This is a genomic window from Shimia aestuarii, assembly GCF_022814865.1.
In the GTDB taxonomy this organism is placed as follows: Bacteria; Pseudomonadota; Alphaproteobacteria; order Rhodobacterales; family Rhodobacteraceae; genus Shimia; species Shimia aestuarii_A.
Window position 1 is genome coordinate 35,475 of the sequence record NZ_JAKVRD010000023.1, and the last position, 26,819, is coordinate 62,293.

29 protein-coding genes are annotated in these 26,819 nt (G+C 63.6%); 9 read left to right on the forward strand and 20 right to left on the reverse strand.

What is annotated here, in order from left to right; genetic code table 11:
* Positions 1-11 precede the first annotated feature (11 nt).
* The 13 genes from tilS to ruvC form a co-directional block, all read right to left on the reverse strand.
* Entirely contained in the window at positions 12-1,223 is a 1,212-nt protein-coding gene (tilS, locus tag MK745_RS17155) for a tRNA lysidine(34) synthetase TilS (protein ID WP_243614455.1), read from the reverse strand.
* A 17-nt stretch (positions 1,224-1,240) separates the two neighbouring features.
* A complete protein-coding gene (locus MK745_RS17160) occupies positions 1,241-2,071 on the reverse strand; it encodes a tetratricopeptide repeat protein (RefSeq protein ID WP_243614456.1) in 831 nt (276 codons plus the stop codon).
* A 13-nt stretch (positions 2,072-2,084) separates the two neighbouring features.
* The gene (gene pal, locus MK745_RS17165; RefSeq protein WP_243614457.1) at positions 2,085-2,597 is read right to left on the reverse strand and encodes a peptidoglycan-associated lipoprotein Pal; all 513 of its coding nucleotides are present in this window, start codon (positions 2,595-2,597) and stop codon (positions 2,085-2,087) included.
* Between the two features lie 89 nt (positions 2,598-2,686).
* Positions 2,687-4,006 carry a Tol-Pal system beta propeller repeat protein TolB gene (gene tolB / locus MK745_RS17170; RefSeq protein WP_243614458.1) on the reverse strand — a complete coding sequence of 440 codons (1,320 nt, stop codon included), beginning with the start codon at positions 4,004-4,006 and terminating at the stop codon, positions 2,687-2,689.
* Positions 4,003-5,085: an energy transducer TonB gene (locus MK745_RS17175; protein ID WP_243614459.1), complete on the reverse strand. Its 1,083-nt coding sequence runs from the start codon at positions 5,083-5,085 to the stop codon at positions 4,003-4,005. The genes tolB and MK745_RS17175 overlap by 4 nt, the downstream gene beginning before the upstream one ends.
* An 8-nt stretch (positions 5,086-5,093) precedes the next feature.
* Entirely contained in the window at positions 5,094-5,564 is a 471-nt protein-coding gene (gene tolR, locus MK745_RS17180; protein WP_243614460.1) for a protein TolR, read from the reverse strand.
* A 1-nt stretch (position 5,565) separates the two neighbouring features.
* Complete coding sequence (gene tolQ / locus MK745_RS17185; RefSeq protein ID WP_243614461.1) at positions 5,566-6,240, reverse strand: protein TolQ; 675 nt, start codon at positions 6,238-6,240, stop codon at positions 5,566-5,568.
* A 113-nt stretch (positions 6,241-6,353) separates the two neighbouring features.
* Positions 6,354-6,740, reverse strand: coding sequence for a tol-pal system-associated acyl-CoA thioesterase (ybgC, locus tag MK745_RS17190; RefSeq protein ID WP_243614462.1), 387 nt, complete (start codon positions 6,738-6,740; stop codon positions 6,354-6,356).
* Positions 6,741-6,813: 73 nt separating this feature from the next.
* On the reverse strand, positions 6,814-7,356 hold the full coding sequence (thpR, locus tag MK745_RS17195) for an RNA 2',3'-cyclic phosphodiesterase (protein WP_243614463.1): 543 nt from the start codon (positions 7,354-7,356) through the stop codon (positions 6,814-6,816).
* Positions 7,356-7,994: a hypothetical protein gene (locus tag MK745_RS17200; RefSeq protein WP_243614464.1), complete on the reverse strand. Its 639-nt coding sequence runs from the start codon at positions 7,992-7,994 to the stop codon at positions 7,356-7,358. The genes thpR and MK745_RS17200 overlap by 1 nt, the downstream gene beginning before the upstream one ends.
* 217 nt (positions 7,995-8,211) lie before the next feature.
* Positions 8,212-9,240, reverse strand: a complete 1,029-nt coding sequence (gene ruvB, locus MK745_RS17205) for a Holliday junction branch migration DNA helicase RuvB (RefSeq protein ID WP_243614465.1) — start codon at positions 9,238-9,240, stop codon at positions 8,212-8,214.
* Between the two features lie 6 nt (positions 9,241-9,246).
* Complete coding sequence (ruvA, locus tag MK745_RS17210; RefSeq protein WP_243614466.1) at positions 9,247-9,945, reverse strand: Holliday junction branch migration protein RuvA; 699 nt, start codon at positions 9,943-9,945, stop codon at positions 9,247-9,249.
* On the reverse strand, positions 9,942-10,448 hold the full coding sequence (ruvC, locus tag MK745_RS17215) for a crossover junction endodeoxyribonuclease RuvC (RefSeq protein WP_243614467.1): 507 nt from the start codon (positions 10,446-10,448) through the stop codon (positions 9,942-9,944). The genes ruvA and ruvC overlap by 4 nt, the downstream gene beginning before the upstream one ends.
* A 329-nt stretch (positions 10,449-10,777) precedes the next feature.
* Between ruvC and MK745_RS17220 the strand changes: the two genes are divergently transcribed.
* Entirely contained in the window at positions 10,778-11,056 is a 279-nt protein-coding gene (locus MK745_RS17220) for a DUF1127 domain-containing protein (protein ID WP_243614468.1), read from the forward strand.
* 171 nt (positions 11,057-11,227) lie between these two features.
* Here MK745_RS17220 and MK745_RS17225 read toward each other — a convergent pair whose 3' ends face one another.
* The 4 genes from MK745_RS17225 to MK745_RS17240 all read right to left on the reverse strand — a co-directional run bounded on the left by MK745_RS17225 (position 11,228) and on the right by MK745_RS17240 (position 15,424).
* Entirely contained in the window at positions 11,228-11,581 is a 354-nt protein-coding gene (locus tag MK745_RS17225; RefSeq protein ID WP_243614469.1) for a hypothetical protein, read from the reverse strand.
* A gap of 326 nt (positions 11,582-11,907) precedes the next feature.
* Entirely contained in the window at positions 11,908-12,777 is an 870-nt protein-coding gene (locus MK745_RS17230; protein ID WP_243614470.1) for a 50S ribosomal protein L11 methyltransferase, read from the reverse strand.
* A 52-nt stretch (positions 12,778-12,829) separates the two neighbouring features.
* A complete protein-coding gene (locus MK745_RS17235) occupies positions 12,830-14,185 on the reverse strand; it encodes an MATE family efflux transporter (protein WP_243614471.1) in 1,356 nt (451 codons plus the stop codon).
* Positions 14,186-14,188: 3 nt separating this feature from the next.
* Complete coding sequence (locus tag MK745_RS17240; RefSeq protein ID WP_243614472.1) at positions 14,189-15,424, reverse strand: MFS transporter; 1,236 nt, start codon at positions 15,422-15,424, stop codon at positions 14,189-14,191.
* 128 nt (positions 15,425-15,552) lie between these two features.
* On the opposite strand from MK745_RS17240, the gene MK745_RS17245 reads away from it, so the two are divergent.
* The 5 genes from MK745_RS17245 (at position 15,553) to MK745_RS17265 (ending at position 19,516) form a co-directional block, all read left to right on the forward strand.
* Positions 15,553-16,617, forward strand: a complete 1,065-nt coding sequence (locus tag MK745_RS17245; protein WP_243614473.1) for a YeeE/YedE family protein — start codon at positions 15,553-15,555, stop codon at positions 16,615-16,617.
* 142 nt (positions 16,618-16,759) lie between these two features.
* Positions 16,760-17,206: a PACE efflux transporter gene (locus MK745_RS17250; protein ID WP_243614474.1), complete on the forward strand. Its 447-nt coding sequence runs from the start codon at positions 16,760-16,762 to the stop codon at positions 17,204-17,206.
* A gap of 98 nt (positions 17,207-17,304) precedes the next feature.
* A complete protein-coding gene (locus MK745_RS17255; protein WP_431978984.1) occupies positions 17,305-18,117 on the forward strand; it encodes a DUF4394 domain-containing protein in 813 nt (270 codons plus the stop codon).
* A 215-nt stretch (positions 18,118-18,332) separates the two neighbouring features.
* Positions 18,333-18,797 (forward strand): sigma-70 family RNA polymerase sigma factor, encoded by a 465-nt coding sequence (locus MK745_RS17260; protein ID WP_411028168.1) that lies wholly within the window; start codon positions 18,333-18,335, stop codon positions 18,795-18,797.
* On the forward strand, positions 18,794-19,516 hold the full coding sequence (locus MK745_RS17265; RefSeq protein WP_243614477.1) for an anti-sigma factor: 723 nt from the start codon (positions 18,794-18,796) through the stop codon (positions 19,514-19,516). Before MK745_RS17260 ends, MK745_RS17265 begins: the two co-directional genes overlap by 4 nt.
* Before the next feature lie 117 nt (positions 19,517-19,633).
* On the opposite strand, the gene MK745_RS17270 is transcribed toward MK745_RS17265, so the two are convergent.
* Entirely contained in the window at positions 19,634-21,886 is a 2,253-nt protein-coding gene (locus MK745_RS17270; RefSeq protein ID WP_243614478.1) for a primosomal protein N', read from the reverse strand.
* 75 nt (positions 21,887-21,961) lie between these two features.
* On the opposite strand from MK745_RS17270, the gene fsa reads away from it, so the two are divergent.
* The 3 genes from fsa to MK745_RS17285 all read left to right on the forward strand — a co-directional run bounded on the left by fsa (position 21,962) and on the right by MK745_RS17285 (position 24,469).
* A complete protein-coding gene (fsa, locus tag MK745_RS17275) occupies positions 21,962-22,615 on the forward strand; it encodes a fructose-6-phosphate aldolase (RefSeq protein WP_243614479.1) in 654 nt (217 codons plus the stop codon).
* A gap of 235 nt (positions 22,616-22,850) precedes the next feature.
* Positions 22,851-23,558, forward strand: a complete 708-nt coding sequence (locus tag MK745_RS17280; protein ID WP_243614480.1) for a DUF484 family protein — start codon at positions 22,851-22,853, stop codon at positions 23,556-23,558.
* Positions 23,555-24,469, forward strand: a complete 915-nt coding sequence (locus MK745_RS17285) for a tyrosine recombinase XerC (protein WP_243614481.1) — start codon at positions 23,555-23,557, stop codon at positions 24,467-24,469. Before MK745_RS17280 ends, MK745_RS17285 begins: the two co-directional genes overlap by 4 nt.
* Before the next feature lie 15 nt (positions 24,470-24,484).
* On the opposite strand, the gene MK745_RS17290 is transcribed toward MK745_RS17285, so the two are convergent.
* Both MK745_RS17290 and MK745_RS17295 read right to left on the reverse strand, forming a co-directional pair.
* Positions 24,485-25,432 (reverse strand): NAD(P)-dependent oxidoreductase, encoded by a 948-nt coding sequence (locus tag MK745_RS17290; RefSeq protein ID WP_243614482.1) that lies wholly within the window; start codon positions 25,430-25,432, stop codon positions 24,485-24,487.
* 147 nt (positions 25,433-25,579) lie between these two features.
* Positions 25,580-26,656 carry an acetate/propionate family kinase gene (locus tag MK745_RS17295; RefSeq protein ID WP_243614483.1) on the reverse strand — a complete coding sequence of 359 codons (1,077 nt, stop codon included), beginning with the start codon at positions 26,654-26,656 and terminating at the stop codon, positions 25,580-25,582.
* Positions 26,657-26,819 lie beyond the last annotated feature (163 nt).

A 26,819-nucleotide genomic window follows, 5' to 3' on the forward strand; every position in this document is an offset into this window, starting at 1 on the left:
GAATCGCGGCATTAGCGCCTCGGAGGGGGAAAACCGCTCCGTTCCGGGCAGAGTTTCGCCCGCCAGCCTGCCCCGTGACCGGCTAGGGGTGCGGCGACAAGCGTCCCCGCGCGCCAGACCGAAGGCGATGCGATAAGGCTCTGGCGTGGCAAACCGGCCGCGCGCCAATCCTCGACCTCGGCCAGCCCCGCCTCTCCCAACGCGCGCAAGACCTCGCCGCCCTGCCACGGCCCCTCGACATGCCAACGCCCGTCCCAGAGCGGCCCCGCGCTCTCGTTTTCCATCACCGCCCGAGGCTCGCGCGCAATACGCAAGCGCCCGCCCTCAACCGTAAGAACACACCCCGCCAAGGTGCCGCCCTGCCCCGCGCTGATCTCCTCCAAAAGCCGCTGCACCGGCGCGCGCCGCGGGGCATAGTCGCCGCCGCTGACCCATTGAATCCCTGCCACGAGAAGCCGCCGCCGGATTTCCTCCGGCACCGTTCCAAACGCCGCCAGATCGACACGCAAATCCCCCGCCTCGATCTGCACCGCGTCCTTGGCCACCTGCGCCACCTGCCAGTCAAGTGCCGCGCGCACGTCGGCCATGTTCTCGCTCACCGTGGCAAGCGCTTCCGCATCGACCCCGATCTCGGCCAGTTCGCCAAGCGCGCGCCGTGTCTTCACTCGGTCAAACCGCGTGTCGTCATTCGACGGGTCTTCGATCCAATCGACGCCCCGCGCCTTTAGCATCTCGCGCAGATCCCCGCGTCGCTGTCCAAGAAGTGGTCGCCCAAACGCCTGTCTCTCGCGTTCGAACCGTGCCGCCATCGCCGTAAGCCCATCAACCCCGGCCCGGCGCGCAAGCCGCATCAACACCGTTTCCGCCTGATCGTCCATCGTATGCCCAAGGAGCACGCAATCGAGCCCTTCGCGCCGCGCCCACTCCGCAAGCAAACGATACCGCGCCGCGCGCGCCTCCGCCTGCACGTTTCCCGACCCATCCCAGCCACGCCAGGCCAGAACCTCATGCGCCACACCGAGCCCCGCGCAGGTCTGTGCAACCGCCGTGGCCTCCGCTGCCGCCTCTGCACGCAACCCATGATCGACCGTCGCCGCGACGAGGCGCACGCCCGCCGCCGCAGCCCAATCTGTCGCGAAAATCAATAGCGCCGTGGAATCGCTGCCGCCCGAAACGGCAACGCCCACGGCGCGCAAATCCTGTCCGTTGAAAAAGTCGTTCAATGCCGCGCCGGGCGTGCTCAATTGCACCCCAGCGACTGCATTTCCGCTTGCGCCGGACCGATCATCGCCGATCCCGGATGCCGCGTCTCGACCTCGCCAAGCGTGACGCAGGCCTCGCTCACCTTGTCGAGCAACCCGAGCGCGCGCCCAAGGTTATACAGGGCTTCATCCGCCACATCGCTCTGCGGGTATTGCGAATAGCTGTCGAGATAGGCCCGCGCCGCCGGGGTAAGCCGCTCCATCGCCTCGAGCGCCTGCCCTCGGCGCAGATACGCCTCGGCCTCAAGCGGGCTTCCGGGATAGGTCTCGAGGAAGGCCTCGAACTGATCCGCCGCGCTTTGAGCATCGCCGCCTTCGAGCGCCGCACTGGCGCGTTCGAAATCGGCACGCTCACCAACAGCAAGCTGTGTCGAGGTCTCCATGCTCCCGTCCGAAAGCGACGGAACAGTCGGCGCAGGAGAGGTCTCCACGTCGCCGCCAAGCGTCGTCGTCTCGCCAAGGTCGCTCACGTCGCCCCCTTCAAGCTCGACAAGCCGGAACTCAAGATCGCCAATGCGGTTGGTGCCGTCCTGCACCACGCTGTCGATCCGCTGCTCAAGCCGCTCGGTGCGCCCGGTGAGGCGCTGCACTTCGGCCTCGATCGCATCGATACGTTGCAAGGTGGTGCCGCTGGTGTTGACGCCCGTGGGCGATCCGGTCGTGGACAATTCCCGCTTGAGGCTCTGGATCTCAACATAAAGAACCGAAAGCTGCTGGCGGATATCGGCCAGCGTTTCGCTGTCCTGGGCAAGGGCCGCACGCGGCCCCACCCCGATCATCGCCACGAGACAAATCGCAATCAGGCGCATAGCCGTCCCCTGCTCAGAAGTTCACATCAGCCTTGAGAACCGTCACAGCGCGGCGGTTCTGCGCATAGCACGCCTCTGCCGAGCAAACCTCGATCGGGCGTTCCTTGCCATAGCTGACCGTGCTCAGACGCGACCCTGCGACACCGCGCGACACAAGGAATTCCTTGACCGAGCTGGCCCGGCGCGCGCCAAGCGCGAGGTTGTATTCCCGCGTGCCCTGCTCATCCGCATGGCCCTCGATCACCGCGTTGTAATCGGTGTTCTCCATAAGCCAATTGGCCTGCGCCAGAAGCGTCAGGCGGCCTTCCTCGGAAAGCGTCGACTGATCGACGACGAAAAGAACCCGGTCGCCAATGCGCTCACGGAAATGCGCCACGGAGGTGGGGTCGTCCACACTGCCATCTTCGAATTGGCCGCTGCCCGGTCCGCCGGCCGATCCGCCGCCAAGCCCGAAAGCGCCCGAATTGCTACAGCCTGCCAGCGCCAGCGCCGCGACCAGAAAACCGATCTTCGTTATCGCGTTCATGTTATGCCTCGTTTCCTCAATGCCCGTTCCAAAACGTTTCTTTAGGGCCTGTTCTATCACATGCTGCGCCTGTTGAAAACGCGCGCAGCTTATTCCTGAAGGGGCGACCAAGCCGGGTCCGACCCGCCGCCACTGATCTTGACCTTACGCAGGTTGCGCCCCGATACATCGACCGAGTAAAGCGCCGACGCGCCGCTTGCCCCTTGGGTTTCGCGGGTGAACATGATGACCCGCCCATTCGGCGCCCACGTCGGCCCCTCGTCAAGGAACGACGCCGTGAGCAGACGCTCTTCGCTGCCATCCGTGCGCATCACACCGATATGGAACCGGCCCTTGTTCTGCTTGGTAAACGCGATGAGATCGCCGCGCGGACTCCAGACCGGGGTGCCATAGCGACCCTGCCCAAAGCTGATCCGCTTCGGCTCTCCGCCGCCCACTGGCATTACATAAAGCTGTTGCGTGCCCGAACGGTCGCTCTCAAAGACGATCTGACTGCCATCGGGGCTAAAGCTCGGCGCGGTGTCGATCGCGGGCGACGAAGTCAGGCGCTGCGGCCGTCCGCCCGTAAGCCCCATACGATAGATATCCGTATTGCCATCCCGCGTGATCGACAGAAGCAGGCTCTTGCCATCGGGCGCAAAGCGCGGCGCAAAGGACATGGTGCCCGCCTCACTATTCAGCACCCGGCGCTGCACGCTGCCCACATCGAGGATATAGACCTGCGGAAACCCCGTCTCATAGCTCGTATAAAGCACCTTGTCGCCGGTGGGCGAGAACCGCGGTGCGAGCACGATCGAGCTTGAATCCGTCAGATACTGAAGGTTCGCCCCGTCATAATCCATGATCGCGAGGCGCTTCTTGCGGTCATCCTTGGGGCCGGTCTCACTCACGAAGACCACACGGCTGTCGAAATAGCCGCCCTCGCCGGTGATCCGGCTATAGACCGCATCGGCCACCTTATGCGCCATCCGCCGCCAGCCATCGACCGTGCCTTTGAACCGCAACCCATTGCCAAGCTCTTGGCCCGCAAAGACGTCATAGACTCGGAACTTGACCTCAAGGTTGCTTCCCGACACCGACACCGCCCCGGTGATGAGCGCCTGCGCGTTGATCGCTTTCCAATCGGCGAACTGCACCGGAGAGGAAAAATTGCTGATCTTGGCGATATGCGCCTTCTCGGGAATCTCCCGGAAAAGCCCGGTTCCCGAAAGATCCGACGCGATCACATCGGCAAGTTGCGCGGCATAGCCATTCGCCGCGCTGTTCTCGGCCACGAAATCGGGCACGGCATAGGGTAAGGGCTCGACCACACCATCGGTGATCTCGATCCGAAGCGGACCGCCTTGGGCCATCGCCATTTGCCCCAGAACCGTCAGTCCCATCAGAAGAGCTGCTAGAAGTCGCATCATTTCAGCCTCATTTTCTCCGGATTAAACGTGATTTCGATCTCACGCCAATGCTCATACTTGTCGATCGGCAATTTATAGCCACCCTTCTGGCAACGCAGGATCGCGCGCCGAGCCGCCTCGAAGGCCACTTTCGTCGCCTGATCGTCGCCGCCTTCCGCCCGCAAGAGAGAGATCGCCCCATCGACCTTGCCCTCGCGCGTCATGTTCATCGCCACCGTGACCGTGACATTCGCCGCCTGGCTGCCCACGTCCACGACCCAGCAGTTCTGCACCGAGATCCGTAGCGCGTCCTTCTCGCCCCGTGTCAGTGGCGGACCGCTCGGCGCGGCAGGGGTCTCGGCCTGCTCCTGCGCCCCGGCCTCGGCCAACGCCGCCGCGATGGCATCGTCGGCATCGTCCTTCGGCTCCGGCGCGCTCTCGGCCTCCGCTGCACGACGCGGGCGCAGCTGCGGACGCACCGAGCTTTTCGGCGCAAGCTCCTTGGCCTCGGTGACGATCTCCGTGCTTGCCGCTTCCGGCGCGGTCGCCTCTTCCGGCTCCTGCGGCGCGGCGTCGGGGCTTTCCTCCGGCGTCACCGCCTCGCGCACCGTGTCGTCGATCTTCACATCCGGCTCCGGCGGCGCAACCGGCTCGGGCGCGACGCGCGGTGCGGGCTGAACCGTCTCCGGCTCTGCCTCCTGCGGCTGCAACGCAGCAATGTCCTCGCTCGGCGGTGTCATGTCCGGCACCTCATCGATCAGTTCCGCCGGCGCAGGCACCTCCACGGCGCTCAGGTCCGGCGCATCCTCGGTCTCTGCCGCCTCGGCGCTTTCCGGGCGGTTCTGATCCGGCGCTTCATCCGGCTCTGCCCCGCGAAACGGCTCCGCCTCCGAAAGCTCTGGCGCCACCGGCACTTCCACATCCGTCTCCGGCTGCGGAACCTGGTCCGGCGCGCTCAACGCGGCGAACTCCGCCTCGGTAATGACCGCGACGCCCGCGACCTCGAACGGCTCCGGCGTGCTCTGAAACACAGAGCCCAGAAGCGCCCAGCCGATCAGACCCACATGGGCCGCGCCAGAGATATAATGCCCGATATGCACCGCGCGCCTCAGTTGTCACCCATGTCGGGGCCACCGATATCCGTCACCAGCCCGATATCCGAGAACCCCGCCGCGTTCAGCGCGCCCATGACCTGCACCACCATTTCATACGGCAGCGCCCCATCGGCCCGCAGATAAATCCGCTGCGAAGCGCGCTCGACCGCCACCGCGCGCAGCTTGTTCACAAGCTCCTCCGGTGCGACCGGCGAATTCATGATCGCAAGCGTCCCATCCGCCGCGATCGTAATTGCAAGTGGCTCTTCCTGCTCGCCCGGTAAGGGGTTCGCCGCCGTCTTCGGCAGTTCCACCGGAACGCCCACCGTCAGAAGCGGCGCCGCCACCATGAAAATGATAAGCAGAACGAGCATCACGTCGACAAAAGGCGTCACGTTGATCTCGGCCATCGGCTGACTGCGCCGCCGCGTTCTGCGCCGCCGCTTGCCGCCGCCCTCGGCCCCTTTCATGACCCCGGCACCCATATCAGGAATCCAGCTGTCGGCTAAGAATGGTGGCGAACTCATCGGCAAAGGCCTCATAGCCCGCGATGATCCGGTCGCTATCCGCACTCAACTTGTTATAGAAGATCACCGCCGGAATGGCCGCCAAAAGGCCAAGCCCCGTCGCCAAAAGCGCCTCGGCAATCCCCGGCGCGACAACGGCTAGGTTCGTGTTCTGCTGCGCCGCGATCTCGATAAAGGCATTCATGATGCCCCAGACCGTCCCGAACAGCCCGACAAACGGCGCGGTCGAGCCGACCGTGGCAAGGATCGGCAAGCCCTTCTGCAAGACTTCCGCCTCTTTCACGATGGCGACATCCATGCTCCGGTCGATCCGGCTCGTGGCGTTTGCGATAAGCCCCCCGTCCTGTCGGTGGCTCCGGTGCCATTCCGTCATCCCGGCGGCAAAGATACGCTGCGACCGCCCCGAAGGCGTCGGGCCGATCTCTTCATAAAGCTGATCGAGCGGTTCCCCGGACCAGAACGCCCGGTCAAACCGCGCCGCCTCGCGTCGCGCATTGCGGAAAAGAATATGTTTCTGGATGATCACTGACCACGACCAGAACGATGCCACCACGAGGAGCATCATCACCAGTTTCACGGTCAGGGTTGCGCGCGCGAAAAGCGCCCACATCGAAAAATCGACTGCTGCTTCCATATGCCTGCTCTGCCTTTGGGCCGTCTTGTTGCGGCCATCTGTTTGGCAGGAATCTACAGGAAAGACACGGGGAAAGCCATCAAATAGGCGTCATTGGCGCGTTATGGCCCGCTTCAATGCACCATCTGGCGGATATTCGCCGGAAGTCGCACCGGTTGACCGGCTTCGTTCATACACACAACGGTCACCATCGCGTGAAACAGCACTTCCTCACCCCGTTTGACCCGTTGTTCCATGACGAGCCGCGCCGCTGTGACGCTCGCCACCTCGGTTTCCACGATCAATTCATCGTCAAGTTTAGCCGAGCCAAGATAATCCGCCTCGACCCGGCGCACGGCGAAAACGATTCCCTCCGCTTTCATCTTGAGTTGATCCATACCGATCTCGCGCACCCATTCGCTGCGCCCGCGCTCGATGAACTTGAGGTAGTTGGCGTAATAGACGATCCCGGCCATGTCGGTGTCTTCGTAATAGATGCGAATGGGCAGGGTGTATGTCACGGTCCGGATCCTCTCGGCTCAAATGCGCCGCCACCAAAGCAAGAAGCCGCGCGCCTGTCCAGTGCGCACATCCTCACCCCAACGGATAGCCCGCCAACACGTCATGCACCGCGCCATCTGGATGCAGTTCAGACCCAAAAAGACAAAGCGCGGCAATCGGTGCCTCGGGGAACTGCCAATCGCCATGCCGGACCATGAACTGGCCGAGCTTGACGGCCTCGTCCTCGCTCATGTCCCGGCGAAACCGCGCCAACGTGACATGCGGACGAAACCGCTCGCGCGACAACTCAACCCCGACATCGCGCGCCACACGCCGCACCGTCCGGTGCAGCGCCACAAGCGCCGCGCCGCCTTCCCCCTTGGCATAAAGCACCCTCGGTCGCGCCCCACCGAAAAGTTCCAAGCCCTGCAACGCGAGGTGGATTTCCGGCAGGCGCTCGCCCTGCAACGCCTCGTGCAACTCGGCCAAAACCGCCTCCGGCTGATCGTCAAGAAAAGCCAGCGTCAGGTGCAGGTTCTCCGTCGGCGGCTTGCGCCCAACCCGCAACTGATCCTGAAGCGACGCCACCGCCGCGCGCATCTCCTCGGGCAGATCAAGCGCGAGGAAGGCCCGCATCAGCCCGCATCATCCTCGAGCCGTAGCCGCGCAAAAAGGCGCAGCGCGTGGCTCGGGTCATCGGCAGAGGGCGGCATCATCCGATCATAGGCGGCGGCCAGAACCGCAGCGATCTCCGGGCGCAACACCGTCGCGCCACTCTCCGGCAAAACCGCCAGCGGCGAGGTCTCGGCAAAAGCGCGCGGCCCCCAAAGAAGCATCACCTGCACGGCCTGCGCCAGCGCAATGCTCTCGGCAGGCAGCTTGGCCATCTCCCCGTCCATGCGCACAAAGACAAAGGCCGCCTTGATCGCGCCGTGGTCGTCGAACCGGAACGCCCGGTATTGCCGCGCCCCTGCCGCCTTGAGCCGCCCAAGAAGCGGCTCAAGATCGGGGATCAGGCGATCAAGATCCGGCACCGACGCCAACTCGTCCCAATCACGCAGGAAGAAGACCATCAGGTTCACGCCAAGCTCCGGGTCGGTCTCGGCCATCTGGTGCCCAACAAGCGTCACCACCGCCTCCACCGCGCCCTTGACCGTCGCCAGCGTCGCATCCTCGACCCCGAACACGATCGGCGCGATGGGCCGCCCCCAGCGCGCAAAGGCGTAGGATCCGTCCTTTTGGCTGAACAACTCCTGAACCTGTTCCGGCGTCATGGCGCTCTCCTCATGCAAGCGCGCGCCTGATCCCACGGATCACCGCCCCTTGGCAAGACCTCCCGCCCCTTGGAGACGCAGCAAAGCTGCGCCCCGCAAGCGTTGGGCGTGGCTGGGGGCGCTGCCCCCAGACCCCCGGAGTATTTCTCCAGAGAAGAAGACAGGACCGTTCAGCCTTTCTTCTCTGTGGCAAATACTCCCGCCGGAGGCATGAAATCTATTTCCCGAACAGGTCGGTCTGATCCGCCCGTTTTGGTGCCTCGATGCCAAGATGCCGCCACGCCTTCTGCGCCAGCATCCGCCCGCGCGGCGTGCGCTGCACCAATCCCTGCTGCAAAAGGAACGGCTCGATCACCTCTTCGATCGCGTCCCGGCTCTCGCTGAGCGCGGCCGAGATCGTGTCGATCCCCACCGGCCCGCCGCCATAATTCTCGGCAATGAAGCGCAGATAGCGCCGGTCCGCCCCATCAAGGCCAAGCTGATCCACCCCGAGCCGCGTCAGCGCGCTATCGGCGATCTCCCGGCTCACCGTGCCATCGCCCTCGACCAGCGCGAAATCCACCACCCGCCGCAAGAGCCGTCCGGCAATCCGCGGCGTCCCGCGCGACCGCCTTGCGATCTCGCGCGCACCCTCGCCGACGGCCGGCACGTTGAGCTTCGTCGCATTGCGCGTCACGATCTCGTTCAGCTCATCCTCGGTATAAAACTGCAACCGCGTCGGAATACCGAACCGGTCCCGTAGCGGTGTCGTCAAAAGCCCGAGCCGCGTCGTCGCCCCGACAAGCGTGAAGGGCTGCAACTCGATCCGCACCGTGCGCGCCGCCGGCCCCTCGCCAATGACGAGGTCGAGTTCGAAATCCTCCATCGCCGGGTAAAGCACCTCTTCGACCGCCGGGTTGAGCCGGTGAATCTCGTCGATGAACAGAACGTCGCGCGCCTCGAGATTGGTCAGGATCGCCGCCAGATCGCCCGCTTTGGCCAGCACCGGGCCAGAGGTCATGCGGAAACTCACCCCCAGCTCGCGCGCCATGATCTGCGCCAGCGTCGTCTTGCCAAGCCCCGGCGGCCCATGAAAGAGCGTGTGGTCCATTGCCTCGCCACGTCGCCGCGCGCTCTCGATAAAGACCTTTAGGTTCGCCCGCGCCTCGGCCTGGCCGATGAAATCGCCAAGCGCCTGTGGCCGCAGCGCGCGGTCTGCGTCTTCCGGGCGCGACTCTGGCCGCAATGTCGGGTCGGGCTGATCCATCATCCCTTATCCTTTCGGCGCAAGGAGCTTGAGCGCGGCGCGGATCAACGCCGCCGTCTCCGCCTCTGGTGCCTCTCCCGCGGCCTCGGCCACCGCCGCCGCCGCTTCGCCCGGACCATAGCCGAGGTTGCCAAGCGCTGACAGGGCTTCTGCCTGCGCCGAGGCCGATCCCCCGCCGGTTTTCTTGGCCGTTTTCTGACCCGCGCGCGCGGGTTTCCCCGCCGGCCCCTCATCGTCGATCACGCTGGCCTCCGCAGGCACCTCGCCCAGTGCCTCCGCCATCGTCCCACCAAGCGCCATCACCGCTGGCGCCTTGTCCTTCAACTCGATCACCACCCGCTGCGCCGTCTTCGGCCCGACACCCTTCGCCGCCTTGAGCGCCGTCGCATCGCCAAGCGAGATCGCCCGACTGACCCCGTCCGCCCCGAGCGCTCCGAGAATGGCAAGCGAGGCCTTCGCGCCGATCCCCTGCACGCTCATCAACAACCGATGCCATTCCTTCTCGATCAACGTCGTGAAACCGAACAACTGCAACAGGTCTTCGCGCACGAGGAGGTCGGTGTAGACCGCCGCAACCTCGCCCTGCCCCGGCAGGGCCGCCATGGTGCGGTCGCTCACATAGACGACATAGCCAATACCGCCGACATCGATCAGCACATGATCACTCGCGCGGTATTCGATCCGTCCGGAAATCTTGCCAATCATGTGCCCACCTTCCGCAGCGCGGCCTCCATGCCGCCGCCGGCCCGCGCATAATGGGCATGACAAATCGCAATGGCCAGCGCATCCGCCGCGTCCGGCCCGTTGATGACCGCTCCCGGCAATTGTAGCTTGACCATATGCTCGACCTGATGCTTCTCCGCATGGCCGACCCCGACCACCGTCTTCTTGACCTTGTTGGGCGCATATTCCCCAATCACGAGCCCTGCCTGCGCTGGCACCAAGAGCGCGATCCCCCGCGCCTGGCCAAGCTTGAGCGTGCCGACCGCGTCCTTGTTGACAAACGTGTTCTCGACCGCCGCGTGATCCGGCTCAAACCGCGCCACCACGGCGCTGAGCTGTTCATGCAATGACAGCAGCCGCGTCGCCAGTTCTTCACCGACAGAATGGCAAATTCCGTTGCCCACATGGCTGATTCGGCTGCCTTCAACGTCGATGACGCCCCAGCCCATGTTGCGCAAACCGGGATCAATTCCCAAAACCCGCATCTTTCTGCCCCGCTGCCCTGCGAAATGTTGCTTTTTTGAACCACTAGCACAAAACCGGAACATTCGCCAAGAGCCTTGCAAGAAACGCATGACCGATGACGAGCCATGTCGTTTTTGCATCGCGACGGTCAAAAACGACACCCCATCAAGTCACAGCGACGGCAAACCCATGCATTTTTCATAAGTTTTTCAAATTGTTAAACGCACGCGACCTATGCACAAACATCATATCACCCTTGCATTTTTTATTGCTTGTTTCATGTGCATGCCGCTCCTATTTGCGGCTTTACGAAAACGCTGACCATAACTCGAACAGAAGGACTACTGACATGGCTGCATTCGACACCAACCGTTTCTCGACCTCCCCGGCGGGGTTTGCCGGCCATATTGGCCAGACCTTCGTCTCCATGACCGCATTTGACGCCGCCGCTCAGGGCGCTGTCCGCGTCTCCCTCGCGGACCGCTTCGGCGCTTTCGTGGCCTCCGTCGCCGCGTCCTATGCCGACTGGAAAGACCAGCGCGCAACCCGCATCGCGCTGTCCGCCCTCTCCGACCGCGAGCTCGACGACATCGGCCTCTCCCGCGCCGATCTCGACGCGCTGCGCTGACGACGTTCGGAAACGACGACACCGCCGTTTTCGGATCTTCGGATCAGATCGACCGCACCTCCCTCGGGGTGCGGTCTTTCTTTTGTGCCAAGGGAACTCTCACGCGATCGCCCCGCTCAAAAGAAAACGGCCCCGGGAGAGAGACCGGGGCCGCCTGCTGATTTGGAGGGATCAGCTAAGTGTCTTGATCTGCCGGGCGACCCAGCTTGAGATCGGGTCCGGACGCATCGTCCAGGTGCCGATCTGTTCAAGCACAGTCGACGGGCGCAGCCGCCCGATCTCCGACTTGTAGAAATCCGCGCCAAGCCGCGCCATCACGGCGCCCTTGAGCATGAAAACCGCCGCCAGCACCATCAGGATACCGGTCCAGGGAATACGCATGGAGGGACGTGCGCCCCGGATGACAACATATCCGTTCGGCTCACGATGAACGCTGACCCGGCTCGACGTGTCACGGGTCGCCGTCTCGTTCAAATCATAGATCCGCGCAACGCGGGCCTGAAAATCTTTGTAAGAGTCGCTCATGGCAGAGGTCACATTCTGTTCGGCCCCCACCAAACATGGTCTGATTGGCTCCGAAATGTGGCGAAACTAAGGCAAACCCCCTCAAATCAGGCCAGTTTTAGACAATTACCGTCCAATTTTCGACTGATCGAAAGTAATTTGGAAACAATGGCTTGAGAGTTTTCCCTACGTTTCCAAACGGGCAACAGAACGCGAATCGTCGCCCCGTCCTTCACCTTTGTGAAAATACTCCCGCCGGAGGCATTTCCGCAGGCAGCGCGCCCTTGGGCGCGATGACGAGAAAACCTGCGCGCGGCCGTGGCCGCGCCCCTGTTAACCGCCGTGCCTCAGCGCCGGGTCAAGGTCAGGGTCGTCCACTCGCCGATCTCTTCGCGCGTATGCACGTCGAACCCCGTCGCGTCATAGGCCGCAACAACCTCGTCCGCCTGCTCGTTGAGGATTCCTGACAGGATCGCATATCCGCCGCTGATGATATTGGCCCCCATATCCGGCGCGAGGTCGATCAACGGTGCTTTGAGGATATTGGCAAAGACAAGGTCATAAGGCGCGCGCGCCGCAAGGTCGGGATGACCGAACCCCGCCGCCTCAAGACAGACCACACGCCCCTCGAGCCCGTTTGCCGCCACATTGGCCTCTGCCACGTCGACCGCGACCTGATCGATATCGCTCGCCAGAACCGTCTCTGGCCAGATCCGCGCCGCCCCCATGGCAAGCACCGCCGTGCCACAGCCGATATCGGCGACGTTCTTGCCGACAAACCCTTCATTGGCCAACCGGTCCAATCCCTTGAGACAGCCAAGCGTCGTGCCGTGATGCCCAGTGCCGAACGCCATCGCCGCCTCGATCAAAAGCGGCTCCGCGCCCTCGGGCACCTTGTCTGCATCATGGCTGCCATAGACAAAGAACCGCCCGGCCTCGACCGGGGCCAGCTCACGTTTGACCTTGGCGACCCAATCGGTTTCCGGCAGTTCGGACACCACGAACGGCTTGGCCTCAAACGCCACCGCCAGAACCGCCAATGCGGCTGCGTCGGGCGCCTCGGTGAAATAGCCGCCCACTTCCCAGAGGCCCGATCCATCCTCGATCTCGAACACGCCAACGCCGGTCGGCTCGGGCTGCAGGCGTTCCATCGCCTCACCAAGAGAGTCGGCGGGGGCTTTCCCGGCAAGGGTCGTGAAGGCGGTGAATGTGGGCATGTCGAAGGCTCCTGTGCTCTGCCAAGCGGCGTAGGCCCAAGGGCTCGTCCCGTCAAGGGCGCGCGCGCTGCGGTGGGGTCTCCTGCCCGATCCGGGCAAGGAAGGCACGGCTCCACGCCGCCGCGAACAGCCCGACAATGGCCCCGACAAGCGCCTGCGCATAGACCACGCCTGTCGCCCCGTACCATTCGGCAAAGACCCATGCCGCCGGCAGGATCAGAACCCCATCGCGAAGCCAGTTGATCACTGTGGAGCGCGTCGCCTTGCCTAGGTTGTTGAAGGCCGCGTTGGCAACATAGGCCGCACCGACGAACACAAACGCCCCCGCCCCGACCCGTGCGAAGGTGAGGTAGACCGTCTCGCCCACCCCGATCAGGCCGAACCCTTTGACCACCATCGGCGCCGTCGCCGCCAGAAGCGCCCAGGCGAGGAGGGTGTAGCCCGCGCAGAAAATGAGCGCATCGCGGAAGGTCGAGCGCAGCCGGTCATGCAGCCCCGCCCCGAAATTCTGCCCAAAGATGCCGCCAATCGCGCCCGAAAGCGAGAAGATGCCACCAAAGGCCACCACGGTCAGCCGGTTCACCACCGCCCAGGCCGCCACCGCGTTGTCGCCAAAGCTCGCGATGACCCCGGTCAGAAGGTAGTTGGCAAAGGGTGTCGCCATCTGGGTGAGGATTGCCGGAACCGCCACCGCCACGAATGGCCGGATTGCCCGACGCACCGCCCACACCTCGGGACGCGCGAAAAGGTCATGCACGCGGATCGCGAACAAAAGCGCCATCCCCGCCATCACGAACCGCGACAGGACAACCCCGAGTGCTGCGCCATCAAGGCCAAGGCCAAGCGTCAGGATCAGGATCGGATCCGCCACCATCGCCACCGACCCGGAGGTCAGCGTGACCAACATCGACCGCCGCCCATCGCCTTCCGCCCGAAGCGCCGCCTGCCCGGCAAGCCCGGCCCCCATGACAAGAAGCGAGGGCATGGAAATCAGCACATAACGCTCGGCGAGGGCAAGCGTCTCGCCCTCCGCCCCGGCAAGCCGCAACATCGGGTCGCGGAAAAGCACGATGGACAAGGCCACAAGCCCCTGCACAAGCACCGTCAGGATCAACGCCGCCGTCGCATCATGGCGCGCCCGCGCGCTTTCTCCCATGCCAATGCGGCGCGACACGATGGCGGTTCCCGCGATCATCAGGCCAACACCGACCGAAACCGCAAAGAACTGGATCGCAAAGGCATAGCCTATGGCCGCCACGAGCTTGGGATCGCCGATCCGTGAAATCCAGAACAGGTTGGCAAGGTCGACAAGGAAGACAAAGGTGATGCCTGTCGTCCCGGCAAGGGTCATGCGCACCACATGCCCCATCGTCGGCCCATCAAGAAATCTACCGCGCTTGCCGTCCATGACCTACTCCGCCGGCGTCGCCACGCGCATCCGCACGAGCCGCGTCTCGTTGCCCTTCTCAGGGTGGCGCGGCACAAGGAGCGACAGGCAAAGCGAGGTGCAGGCCATCCCCGCTGCGAGGATGAACACCGCGCCGGGCGAGGCCAGCCACAACAGCCCAAGAAGCACCGGCAGGAACACCGCCGCGATATGGTTGATGGTGAAGGCAACCGCCGCCGTCGGCGCAATATCCTCGGGGTCGGCGATCTTCTGGAAATAGGTCTTGAGCGCAAGCGCCAGCGCAAACAGCATATGATCCACGACATAAAGCGTCGCGGCAAGGACCACGCCCCAGCCAAAGAAATAGATGCCGCCGTAAAGAAGGAACACGATGGCAAGGCCCGCATATTCGAAAATGAGCGTCCGCCGCTCTCCGAACCGCGCCACGGCCATGCCAAAGATTGGCGCAAGCACCATGTTGGCGACAAGGTTGATGAGGTAAAGCGCCGTGATCTCGTGCACCTCAAACCCGAACCGCTCAACCATCATGAAACCAGCAAAGACGACAAAGATCTGCCGCCGCGCCCCCGCCATGAACTGAAGCGCGTAATAGAGCCAATAGCGTTTCTTCAACACCATCTTACGCACCTGCGGCGTGCGCTCCTCAAACTGCGGATAGGCAAAGAAGGCAAAGATCGCGATCACCGCCGTGATCCCGCCCCCGGCAAGGTAAACGCTGTTGTAGGACAGGTCGAATGCCTTCCACGTCAGGACAATCGCGCCATAGGCCACAAGCGTCGCCGCCGATCCGGCCGCGAGAAGCCAGCCAAGCACCTTCGGCGCGCGAAGCTTGTCGAGCCATTGAAGCTGTAGGGATTGGTTCACCGTCTCGTAATAGTGAAACCCGATCGAGCTGAGCATGGTGATCGTCAGGATCCCCGCAAGCGACGGAAACCACGCCGTGACCGCCGTCGCGGCCCCAAGAAGAAGGAGCGAGACAACGCCGAGAACCTGCTCACGCATGACAAGAAGAAGGGCAATCACACCAATGGCGAAAAAGCCCGGAATCTCGCGCACCGTATGCAGAAGGCCAATGTCTGAGCCGTCAAAATCCGCAACCTCGATGACGAAGTTATTCAACAAAGCGGACCACGTATTGAACGCGATCGGCATCCCCAAGGCCATCAGGAACAAAAGGGCCACTGGCCTGCGCCAGACCGGAAGATCCTGCGCCTCGTCAAGACTCATTTTACGCAACATGTATTGCGATTACGCCTTTCCCTGACAAAAGGCGAGACGTTTCACATCCTTTTGTGATCTGAATCAAAGCAGCTCTGCCCCTTGCGCGCCTATATCCTCGCAATTGCGAAAAAGGATTTGGAACCGCCATGGATGTTCTCGCCCTTGTCGAACGTATCGGCGAAGCGCCGACAGCCGCCCTTCTTGGTCTTTTGACCGGTGTCATCTTCGGGGTCGCGGCCCAGCGCTCGCGCTTCTGCCTGCGTGCCGCAACCGTGGAATTCGCCCGTGGTCAGCTTGGCGACAAGGTCGCGGTCTGGCTCCTGACCATCTCGACCGCCATCGTCTGGGTGCAGGGCGCACAGGCGCTCGGTCTGATGTATTCCGCAGACGCCCGCATGATGGCCGTCCCCGGAAGCTGGTCCGGTGCCATCCTCGGCGGGCTGATGTTCGGCGTCGGCATGGTGCTGTCGCGCGGCTGTTCCGGCCGTCTCCTCGTGCTTGCCGCCAATGGCAACCTGCGCTCGGTGGTCTCCGGCCTGATCTTCGCCGTGGTCGCCCAGATGAGCCTCAAGGGAATCCTCTCCGGCCCCCGCGACTATCTCGCGGGCCTCTGGGTGACCTCGGGGGGACGCAACCTCGACCTGATCGCTTTCTTCCGCCTGCCCGAGCTTTCGGGCCTCGTCTTCGGCATCCTGATGGCGATCCTCGCCCTTATCATTGCCCGCAAGAACCGCCTCGGTGCGCGCCGCCTGATCTTTGGCGCGGGCGTCGGTTTTGCCGTCGCCGTCGGCTGGGTCGCCACCTACGAGTTGGCGCAGGTCGCCTTTGAGCCCGTGCAGATCGAAAGCGCGACCTTCTCCGGCCCCTCGGCCCATACGTTGATGTTCTTCCTCGACCGCGATGCCGTGCTTGAATTCGACGTCGGCCTCGTGCCGGGCGTTGTGATCGGCTCTTTCCTCGCCTCGATCCTGACGCGTGAGTTCAAGTTTCAGGGCTTTGACACCGAAAGCAACATGCGCCGCGCCATGTTCGGGGCCGTGCTCATGGGGTTCGGCGCCATGCTCGCTGGCGGCTGCGCCATCGGCGCGGGCGTCACCGGCGGTTCGATCTTCGCGGGCACCGCTTGGATGGCGCTCTTCTGCATGTGGATCGGCGCCATGGCGACCGACATTCTCATCGACCAGCGCGGCCGCGCGCCCGCCGCCGCCTGACACCATCGCGCGCGGGGCCCGGCACATCCGAGGCCCCGCTTGAAACCCACCCCCCGAGCTTCTATCTAGACCCCGTTGCGAGGACGACCTCCCCATAACGGCACCATTCCGGGACGGCCCGGCCCGATAGAAGACCCGCCCCATGCGCTCTCCGCTCGACCGTCTCCGCCACGCCCTCAGCTTCGAAATCATCGCCCTCCTGATCGTCGTCCCCCTCGGCGCGCTGATCTTTGGCATCTCCCTCCACGATACCGGCGTTGTCGCCCTCGTCAGCGCCACGCTCGCGACGCTCTGGAACCTGGCCTATAATTACCTCTTCGACCTCGGCCTCAAGCGGCTGACCGGCTCAACTTGGAAAACCACGCCCCTGCGCCTTGTCCACGCGGTCTTGTTCGAGGTCGGCCTCCTCTTTGTCCTGATGCCCTTCATCGCTTGGTATCTCGACATCTCGCTCTGGCATGCCTTCGTGATGGATGTCTCCTTTGCGGCGTTCTACATGGTCTACGCCTTCGCCTTTAACTGGGCCTATGACCGCCTTTTCCCACTCCCCGAGTGGCACCACGACAGCGCCGCAAACAAGGCGTTGTGAAAAAAATTTGCGTCCCCTGCATCCAAACGCCCCCGACCACGAGTCCTAGAGAATAGGAAGCTGCGGATTGGCCGCAGTCGAACAGACTTGAGGACGATATGATGAACAAGACCGTTTCCGCCCTGAGCATTGCTACTCTTCTGGCCTCCGGCGCTGCCGCGCTGGCCGATGGCCACGGGGATCACGACCTGATGGCCATTGGCCTCTCCGGCGACAAGACCCTGCACAAGATCGACGCCAAGACCGCCACCGTCAAAGCCTCGATGGACGTGGACGGCGTCGACAAGCTCCTCGGCATCGACCTGCGCCCCGCGACCGGCCAACTCATCGGCGTCACCGCCGGGTTCGACATCGTGGAAATCGACCCGATGACCGGCAAGGCCATGGTGATCTCCACCATGGACAAGGAACTGCCGATCATGGGCGACGCGCCCGTCATCGTCGACTTCAACCCCAAAGCCAACAAGCTGCGCTTCATGTCCGGCACCACCAACCACCGCGTCGATATCGAAAGCGGTGCGGTAACGGTCGATGGCTCGCTCGCCTTTGAAGAGGCCGACATGCACGCAGGCGAAGCCCCGGCCATCGTCGCAGCCGCCTATATCAACTCCTATGGCAAGCCCGACGCGACCGCGATGTATGACATCGACAGCACCATCGTCGCGCTGATTCAGCAGACTTCGCCCAATGACGGCACCCTCGCCGCCATCGGCAAGCTCGGCATCGACGCCGCCGACACCTATGCTTTCGACATCGCGACCAACGCCGAAGGCGAAAACACCGCCTGGCTCGTCGCCTCCGGCATGATGCACACTGTGTCGCTTGAAACCGGCGCGGTCGAGGAAAGCTGGGAGATCAAGGGCGCGGATGGCGTGGCCGTGCGCGACATCACCTTCATGACCGCGAAGTAATCGGAAAAGAGTGGTCCCTCCGGCTGGCGCGCCCGCGGTTGCGCGTCAGCCACCTTTCTCCAACCCGTTTGACAGGCGACACCGTGCACAATACCTCTTTTCGCATCGCGGCCCCGCGTTGGGACCGCAAGAGGGAAGCAGACAAGCGCGTGACGGACTATGCAAAGCTGATCAAGGCCTGCGCGGCTGGTGACAAATCCGCCCTGCAAGAGATCATGCACGCTGAAGGCGGGCGGATGCTTGGCGTCGCGCGGCGCATGTTGCGCCGCACCGACCTTGCCGAAGACGCGCTACAGGATGCACTTGTCCTGATCTGGCAGCGGGCGCACCAGTTCGACGAGACCCGCGGCACGGCCAAGGGGTGGCTCTATACCATCCTGCGCAATCGCTGCCTGACCATGTTGCGCAACGAGGACCGCACCGATCCCATGGCCCCCGAAGTTGTGGAACACGCGCTCAACGACCGCGAACTCGACACCGCCTTTGACCGGCTCGACAGATCGACCGACCTGCGCCGCTGCCTCGAAAGGCTCGACCTCAACACACGGCGGGCGATCTTGGCCTCTTATATCCTTGGCCATAGTCACGGAGAGATTGCCGGTCGCATGGCGGCCCCGCTCGGGTCTGTCAAATCGTGGGTCCGGCGGGGGCTGGGCAAACTCCGGGAGTGCCTGTCATGACAGATCGTTCTCTTGAGACCCTGATGGACGAAATCGCCCTCGGCCTTGCCGACGAGGCGGAAATGGCCGATCTCGAGGCCCGCGCCCTCGACGACCCGGCCCTCGCCGCGCGTCTCGACTTTGCCCGCGCCCGGTTTGCGCCGCTTGATGAGACCGCCGATCCCCTGCCCCTGCCCGCCGACTTCTGGAGCCGCGTCGAGCCCGCGCTCGACACCGCGCCCGCCAAGGCCGACGACGAGTCGTCCGCGCCGTCCAATGTCGTTCCCCTTGCCCCGGCACAAACTGCGCTTGGCCGCTGGCGCGCGACCGCTCTTGGCAGCATCGCGGCCTCTCTCCTGCTCGCTGTGCTTGTCGGCTGGATGAGCCTCATGCAGCCCGACCCGGTGGTGATCGCCGTGCTCGTCAACGATAGCGGCGAGGCCATCGCCCTCGTCGAAAGCGGCGCCGACAACACCACCCGCGTGACACTCCTCGAAGCGCCGAACGTCCCCGACGATCAAGTGATGCAAGTCTGGACCAAGCCCGAAGACGACGGCCTGCCGGTCTCGCTCGGTCTGCTGTCCTCGGGCACCTCGATGACCTTCACCATCGAAGGCCTGCCAACGCCCCATCCGCAGCAGCTCTACGAGATCACCTTCGAACCCGCTGGCGGCTCTCCGACGAACCTGCCGACCGGGCCGATCCTTGGCAAAGGTCTCGCCAAGGAACCTGTGACCTGACAGCGCGCGTTACGTTTCCAATCTTTTGATCTCTGTGAAGAAATCCGCTTACGCCCCGCGGCGCACATACGCGATACCGACGCAATACCGACGTGATACCGACATTGGTTTTTCGCGTTAATAGAAGCTCTGCGGGTCGATATCGACGGCAAGGCGGATATCCCCCTTCAGGCGGAATTGCCCAACCCATTCGGCCAGTGCCGGCTGAAGCCGCACCCCCTTGTCCGCCTTCACCAACAGGCGCACCCGATGCCGCCCCCGAATACGCGCAATCGGCGCTGGTGCCGGTCCGTAAACCTGCGCCCCCACCGCCCTTAACGGCCCATCCTGCCGGGCCAGCGCATTGCCAAGATCAAACACCTGCTGCACGTCCGGCGAGGACAAAATGATCCCCGCCATCCGCCCATAAGGCGGCACGCCCGCCGCCTGTCGCTCGCGCGCCTCCGCGCTCCAGAAACCTTCCTCGTCGCCTGCCATGATCGACCGGATCACCGGATGCTCCGGCTGAAAAGTCTGCAGCAACGCCAAGCCCTTACGCTCTGACCGCCCGGCCCGCCCCGCGACCTGCCGCATGAGTTGAAAGGTGCGCTCGGCGGCGCGCAAATCTGAACCCTGAAGCCCCAAATCCGCGTCGATCACCCCCACCAGCGTGAGCAGCGGAAAGTTATGCCCCTTTGCGACCAGTTGCGTGCCGATGATGATATCCGCGCCCCCCGCCGCAATCGCGTTGATCCCCTCTTTCAACGCCCGCGCCGACGCAAACAAATCCGACGACAACACCGCCAACCGCGCCTCCGGCCAGAGCGCCGCCGCCTCTTCGGCAAGCCGCTCAACACCGGGGCCCACCGGGGCCAGCGTGTCCTCTTTTCCACAGGCCGGACAGACCTCCGGGATCGGCTTCGTCTCGCCGCACTGGTGGCACACGAGCCGCTTCAGGAACCGATGCTCCACCATCGTCGCATCGCATTGATCACAATTGATTTTTTCGCCACAAGCCCGACAAATCGTCACCGGTGCATAGCCGCGTCGGTTGATGAAAAGAAGCGACTGCTCCCCCTTCTCGATCCGCTCCGAAACCTCCCTCTGAAGGGTCGGCGAAACCCACCGCCCGCGCGGCACCTCCTCCGCCCGCATGTCGATCGCTCGCATCTCCGGCAACACCGCCTCCCCAAAGCGCGACGTCAGCTCCAACCGCTGGTATTTCCCCGCCTCCGCATTGGCCCAGCTCTCCAAACTCGGCGTCGCCGACGCCAACACCACCTGCGCCACGCAGATCGACGCCCGAAGCACCGCCATATCCCGCGCATTGTAGAGCACCCCGTCCTCCTGCTTGTAGGACGTGTCATGTTCCTCATCGACGACGATCAACCCAAGATCGCGGAACGGCAGGAAAAGCGCCGAGCGCGCGCCGATGACCAACTCCGCGCCGCCTTGTCCCACCATCTTCCAGATGCGCCGCCGCTCGGTCATCGTCACGCCCGAATGCCACTCGGCGGGCTTGGTGCCAAACCGCGCTTCCACCCGCGTCAGAAACTCCGCCGTAAGCGCGATTTCAGGCAGTAAAACAAGGGCTTGCCGCCCCTTGCGCAGCGTGTCCGCCACCGCCTCGAGATAGACTTCCGTCTTGCCCGATCCGGTGACCCCGCGCAAAAGCGTTGTGCCGTAGCGCCCCGCCTCAATCCCGGCCCGCATCGCGGCGGCGGCGACGGCTTGATCCTCTGTCAGATCGCGCTTGGCATAGTCCGGATCGAGCCTCGGAAACGGCATGTCGCGCGGCGTGTCCTCCTCGCGCACCACCCCCTGTTTGGCCAAGCCTTTGACGACGCTCGATGTCACCCCCGCCATCTCGCTCAACTCCTTGAGCGTAAAGGCCAGCCCGCCATAATCCTGCAAGACCTCGATGACCCGCTTGCGCGCCTCGGTCTGCCGGTCCGGCTCTCCTTCGCCAAGCCGGAACACTTTGCGCATCGACGGCGGGTCCGAAAGCCCCGGTGCCCGCATTGCAAGCCGCAGCATCGCATGCAGCGGCGTCAGCGTATATTCGCCCGCCCGCTCAAGAAAGTCCGCCATCTCGCGCCGCATCGGCGCCACGTCGAGCACCCGGTTGACGGGTCGAATCTTCGCACGGTCATAATCCCCGCGCCCCGGCCCCCAAACCACGCCCGGAACCTTCCTCGGCCCAAGCGGAACCTCTACGAAAGCCCCACGAAAACAGCCCCCCTCCGGCGCCTTGTAATCAAGCGCGCGGTCAAGCGGTTGCGTCGTCTGCACCGCCACGAGGGCCCCCTCCTCGAAGAAATCCTGCTCCGTCACACCATGCTCGCCTGAAAACCGCCTTGCCGCCCCATAGCGCGCACCCGGGCGCCGCATGAGGGGTTTCAGCATCGCAAAACTTGCGGTAAACGCAAGCCGAACCGAGGCAAGCCCAGAAAAGGACGCGCAGCCATGAAATTCTTCGTTGATACCGCCGACATCGACGCCATCGCCGAACTGAATGCGCTCGGCATGGTGGACGGTGTGACCACCAACCCCTCGCTGATCAAGAAATCTGGCCGTGACATCATGGAGGTCACTAAGGAAATCTGCGATCTCGTCGATGGTCCCGTCTCTGCCGAAGTGACCGCGACCGACGCCGACACGATGATCGCCGAAGGCCGCAAACTGGTCGAGATCGCAGACAACATCGCCGTCAAGGTGCCGCTGACATGGGACGGACTCAAGGCCTGCAAAGTGCTCACCGACGAGGGCCACATGGTCAACGTGACGCTCTGCTTCTCCGCCAATCAGGCGCTTCTCGCCGCCAAGGCGGGCGCGACCTTCATCTCGCCTTTCATCGGCCGCCTCGACGACATCAACCTCGACGGCATGGACCTGATCGGAGACATCCGCGCGATCTATGACAATTACGGCTACGAGACCCAAATCCTCGCCGCCTCGATCCGCACCGTGAACCACGTCACCCAAAGCGCGCTTGTCGGCGCCGACGTGATGACCGCGCCCCCGGGCGTCATCAAGGCGATGGTCAACCACCCCCTGACCGACAAGGGCCTCGACGCCTTCCTCGCCGACATCAAGGCCGCGGGCATCAAGATCCTGTAAGGGGCACAACGCCCCTCTCTTCCTCTTGCCGAAAATATCCCGGGGTGAATTGGCTGTTTTCATGCGCATGCCCGAGGAGCTCAAAACCGGTTCCCACTTTTGAGCGACATGCCGCATGCGGCCAAGAGGGGCAGCGCCCCTCCCCCGCCCTCCGCTAAAATGCCGCCCAAAAAAGGGGAGGCATTCACGCGCTGCCTCTGTTAAAGTCCCGCCAAATACCCGGTTAGAGGTCCGCATGAGCAGCAACGCCAAGATCGACGACTCGCTTCGCGAAAAGATCATTTCTGAACCTGACATGATTCTCGACGACCAGGACGTGATGCACGCCCTGATCGCGGCGAATGAGAAATCCATGGGCGGCAATATCGTCGACCTGCGTGGCATCGCGATGGAACGGCTCGAGGCGCGGCTCGACCGGCTTGAGGATACGCACCGCTCGGTGATCGCGGCGGCCTATGAAAACCTCGCCGGCACCAATCAGGTGCATCGCGCCATCCTGCGCATGCTCGATCCGGTCGAATTCGAACCCTTCCTACACGATCTCGGCGGCGAAGTGGCCGAAATCCTGCGCGTCGATTCCGTGCGCCTCGTGCTCGAATCCGCGCAATCCGACGACGAGCCTTCCATTCGCCGCCTTGGCGACGTGCTCTCCGTGGCCGAACCGGGCTTTGTCGATGACTACCTGAGCGGCGGGCGCAATATGCCCATCCGCCAAGTCACCCTACGCCAGCTTCAGGGCGGCACCACTGCGATCTACGGCGAAAAATCCGACTGGATCCGCTCCGAAGCTTGTCTGAAGCTCGACTTCGGCGAGGGCCGCTTGCCCGGCCTCCTCGTCATGGGCGCGGAAGACCCGCATCAGTTCACGCCGCAGCAAGGCACCGACCTCCTCGCCTTCTTTGGCGGGGTGTTCGAGCGCGCCATGCGCCGCTGGTTGTCGTGATTTCCCCGGCGGCCCGCGACGCGCTCCAAGACTGGCTTGCCTCGGCCTCTGCGCTCGGCGGTGCCTCCACCAACACGTTGACCGCCTACCGCACCGACCTTGTCGAATTCCTCACCTTCCTCACCGAACACAAGGGCGATCCGCAAGGTCTCGCCCCGCTGACCCGCGTGACAACCTCCGACATGCGCGCTTGGATGGCGCATCTGCGTCGCGGCGGGCTCGGCGCGCGGTCGCTGGCGCGCAAGCTCTCGGCGGTAAAGAGTTTTTACCGCTGGTTTTCCGAACGCGACGGGTTCGACGCCACCGCCGTGCTGTCGATCCGCGCCCCGAAGTTCCAAAAGAAGCTCCCCCGCCCCCTTGCCCCCGACGCGGCCCGCGCCGTGATCGAGACCGCCGAGGTGCAGGCCTCCGAACCGTGGGTCGCCGCGCGCGACGTGGCGGTTCTGACGCTGCTCTATGGCTGTGGGTTGCGCATCTCCGAAGCGCTGGCGCTCAATGGTGCGGACGCGCCGCTGCCACGGTCGTTACGTATTCTCGGCAAGGGCGGCAAGGAACGCATCCTGCCCGTGATCGACGCCGCCCGCGACGCGGTTGACGCCTATGTCGCGGCCTGTCCGTTTCCTGTCGAGGGTGAGGACCCGCTGTTTCGCGGCAAGCGTGGCGGGCGGCTCTCGCCCCGCATCGTGTCGGGGCTGATGGCCAACCTGCGGATGCAGCTCGGCCTGCCCGCGACTGCCACGCCCCACGCCCTGCGCCATAGCTTTGCCACCCACCTTCTCGAGGCTGGCGGTGATCTACGCGCGATTCAGGAACTCCTTGGCCATGCTTCCCTCTCGACGACCCAGGCCTACACGGCGGTCGACACGGCGCGGCTCATGGAAGTCTACCAAAAGACCCACCCCAAGGCGTGATCGGCCAAAAGACCCTCAGCCGCGCTTGGGAATGATCTCATAGCCCGGCTCCTCCGGTTCATCATCAATCATTTCCGGCGGGAAGCCCGGTGCGCGAATGTCGAGCCCGGTCGCATCTTCCAGCCGCCGGATGATATTGGGTGAAAGCTCGCGCTCGCCATACCGCGCGATCCCGTCCTCAAAAATCTCGATCATCTTCGGATTGATCTCGAGCGGCACCCCGGCACGGTCGGCCACATCCTGAAACAGACCGATATCCTTCTTCACAAGGTCCATCGTAAAGGAGATATCGCGCGAGCCGTTGAGGATCACCTGACTTTCGGTCTCATGCACGAAGGAATTGCCCGAGGAAATGCGGATCGCTTCAAAAGCCGTGTTGAGGTCCATCCCCGCTGCCTTCGACGTCACCAATGCCTCGCAAACCGTGAGGAGATTGGCCGTCGCGAGATAGTTCGTCACCACCTTGAGAACAGACGCTGTGCCAAGATCGCCCGTATGCAACACGCGCCGCCCCATCTTGGTCAGAAGCGGCAGGATACGCTCGAAGGTCTCGCGTGCGCAGCCTGCAAAAATCGCGATATTGCCCGTCGCCGCGCGATGACACCCGCCTGAGACAGGGCAATCGACAGCCGCCCCGCCGCGCGCGATGACATCGCCGCCAAGGCGCTTGACCTCGGCCTCGTCGGTCGTCGACATTTCCATCCAGATCTTGCCCGGTCCCACCTCTGGCAGCATCTCCTGCAGGACCGCATCTGACGCCGCCGGGGACGGCAGACAGGTGATCACCGCATCACAGTCGCGCATCATCTGGGCCGGGCTTTCCCCCGCGATCGCCCCGCGCGCAGTGAAATCCGCGACAAGCGCCGCATCAAGATCATGCACCACGAGATCAACGCCATTGCGCAAGAGGCTCGCGCTGAGCTTACCACCGACATTGCCAAGTCCGATAAATCCGATCTTCATGCACCCTCTCCCTGCATCACTTACCAGAGAGCCTAGCGGCGCGACTCTCCGTGCAAACCGACCGTTTGCGACATGATGCGAAAAAGCCTTCAGCAGAGGCCCAGCGGTCTTGCCCCGATGCGCATATCAAGGACACGCCTTTTCAGCTCAATGCCTCAGGGGATTGGTGATATTCTGAAAGCAGTGCTTTGCAATCTGCCGCTCTTCCTGCGCCGGGACAACATGCACAGGCACATCCCCCAAGAACGTAAGCCCCTCAACAATACGATTCCGTATGGTATCGGCGTTCTCGCCGATCCCCCCGGTAAAGGCGATCGCATCAAGCCCTCCCATCGCGGCGACCATCGACCCCGCGTGGCGCACGGCCCAGTAACAAAAATGGTCTACCGCCCACCGTGCCGCCTCGTCTTTGCGCGGCACGAGCATCGCCATGTCATGCGTCCCGCCAAGCGCCAGCAACCCGCTTTCCTTGTTGAGAATAGTCTCGGCCTGCGTAACACCGACCTCGCGCGCCAACCGAAGCGCGACAATCGGATCAAGGCTCCCGGCCCGGGTGCCCATGGTAAGCCCATCCAGCGGCGAATAGCCCATCGTCGTGGCGACGCTCTTGCCGTCTCGAATGGCACAGAGGCTCGCTCCATTGCCAAGATGCAGCGCCAGAAGGCGTGCCGGTACGTCCGCGCCAAGGGCGTCAACCATCGACGCATAGGATATCCCGTGAAACCCATAGCGCCGCATTCCCGCCGCGTCCTGCGCCGCCGGAATGGCATAGCGTCGGGCCACCTCGGGATTGGTGGCATGAAAAGCGGTGTCAAAGACCGCCACCTGCGGAAGATCCGGCGCCACGTCCCGCAGTGCACGAATGACCATCAGGGCGTTTGGATTGTGGAGCGGTGCAAGTGCGGCACAGGATTCGATCTCGGCCTCCACTTCGGGCGTCACCCGCGCAGGCGCCGTCAGTTTCATACCACCGTGCACAACCCGATGCCCGATCCCGCCCAGATCGCCAAGACCGATGCGACGCGTCTTCAGCGCACTGAGTATCGCGGCCAAGGCATCGGCATGGCTGGGCATCTCCACCGCAACGCTCTCGCCGTTGACCTTGAGGCGCGCGGCATCCCCAATCTCCTCGGCGCCGCCACGCAAGACCTCTTCAAGACGCGGCCCGAAGACCGCGAATTTGATGGAAGAGGATCCCGCGTTGACGACTAGGATATGGCGCATGCCGCCGCCTTCCCGTCTCAGCGCTTCATATCTGCGGGGTTGATCCCTGCGACTTGGACGGGTTTGGTCATTGCGTCTCTGCGGAAGGGTTCTCCGAGTTCTTGGTTGATGAGGGCTTCGATGAGGGTTGTGATGCCGTTTTTCTGGTCCTCGATGGCCTGTG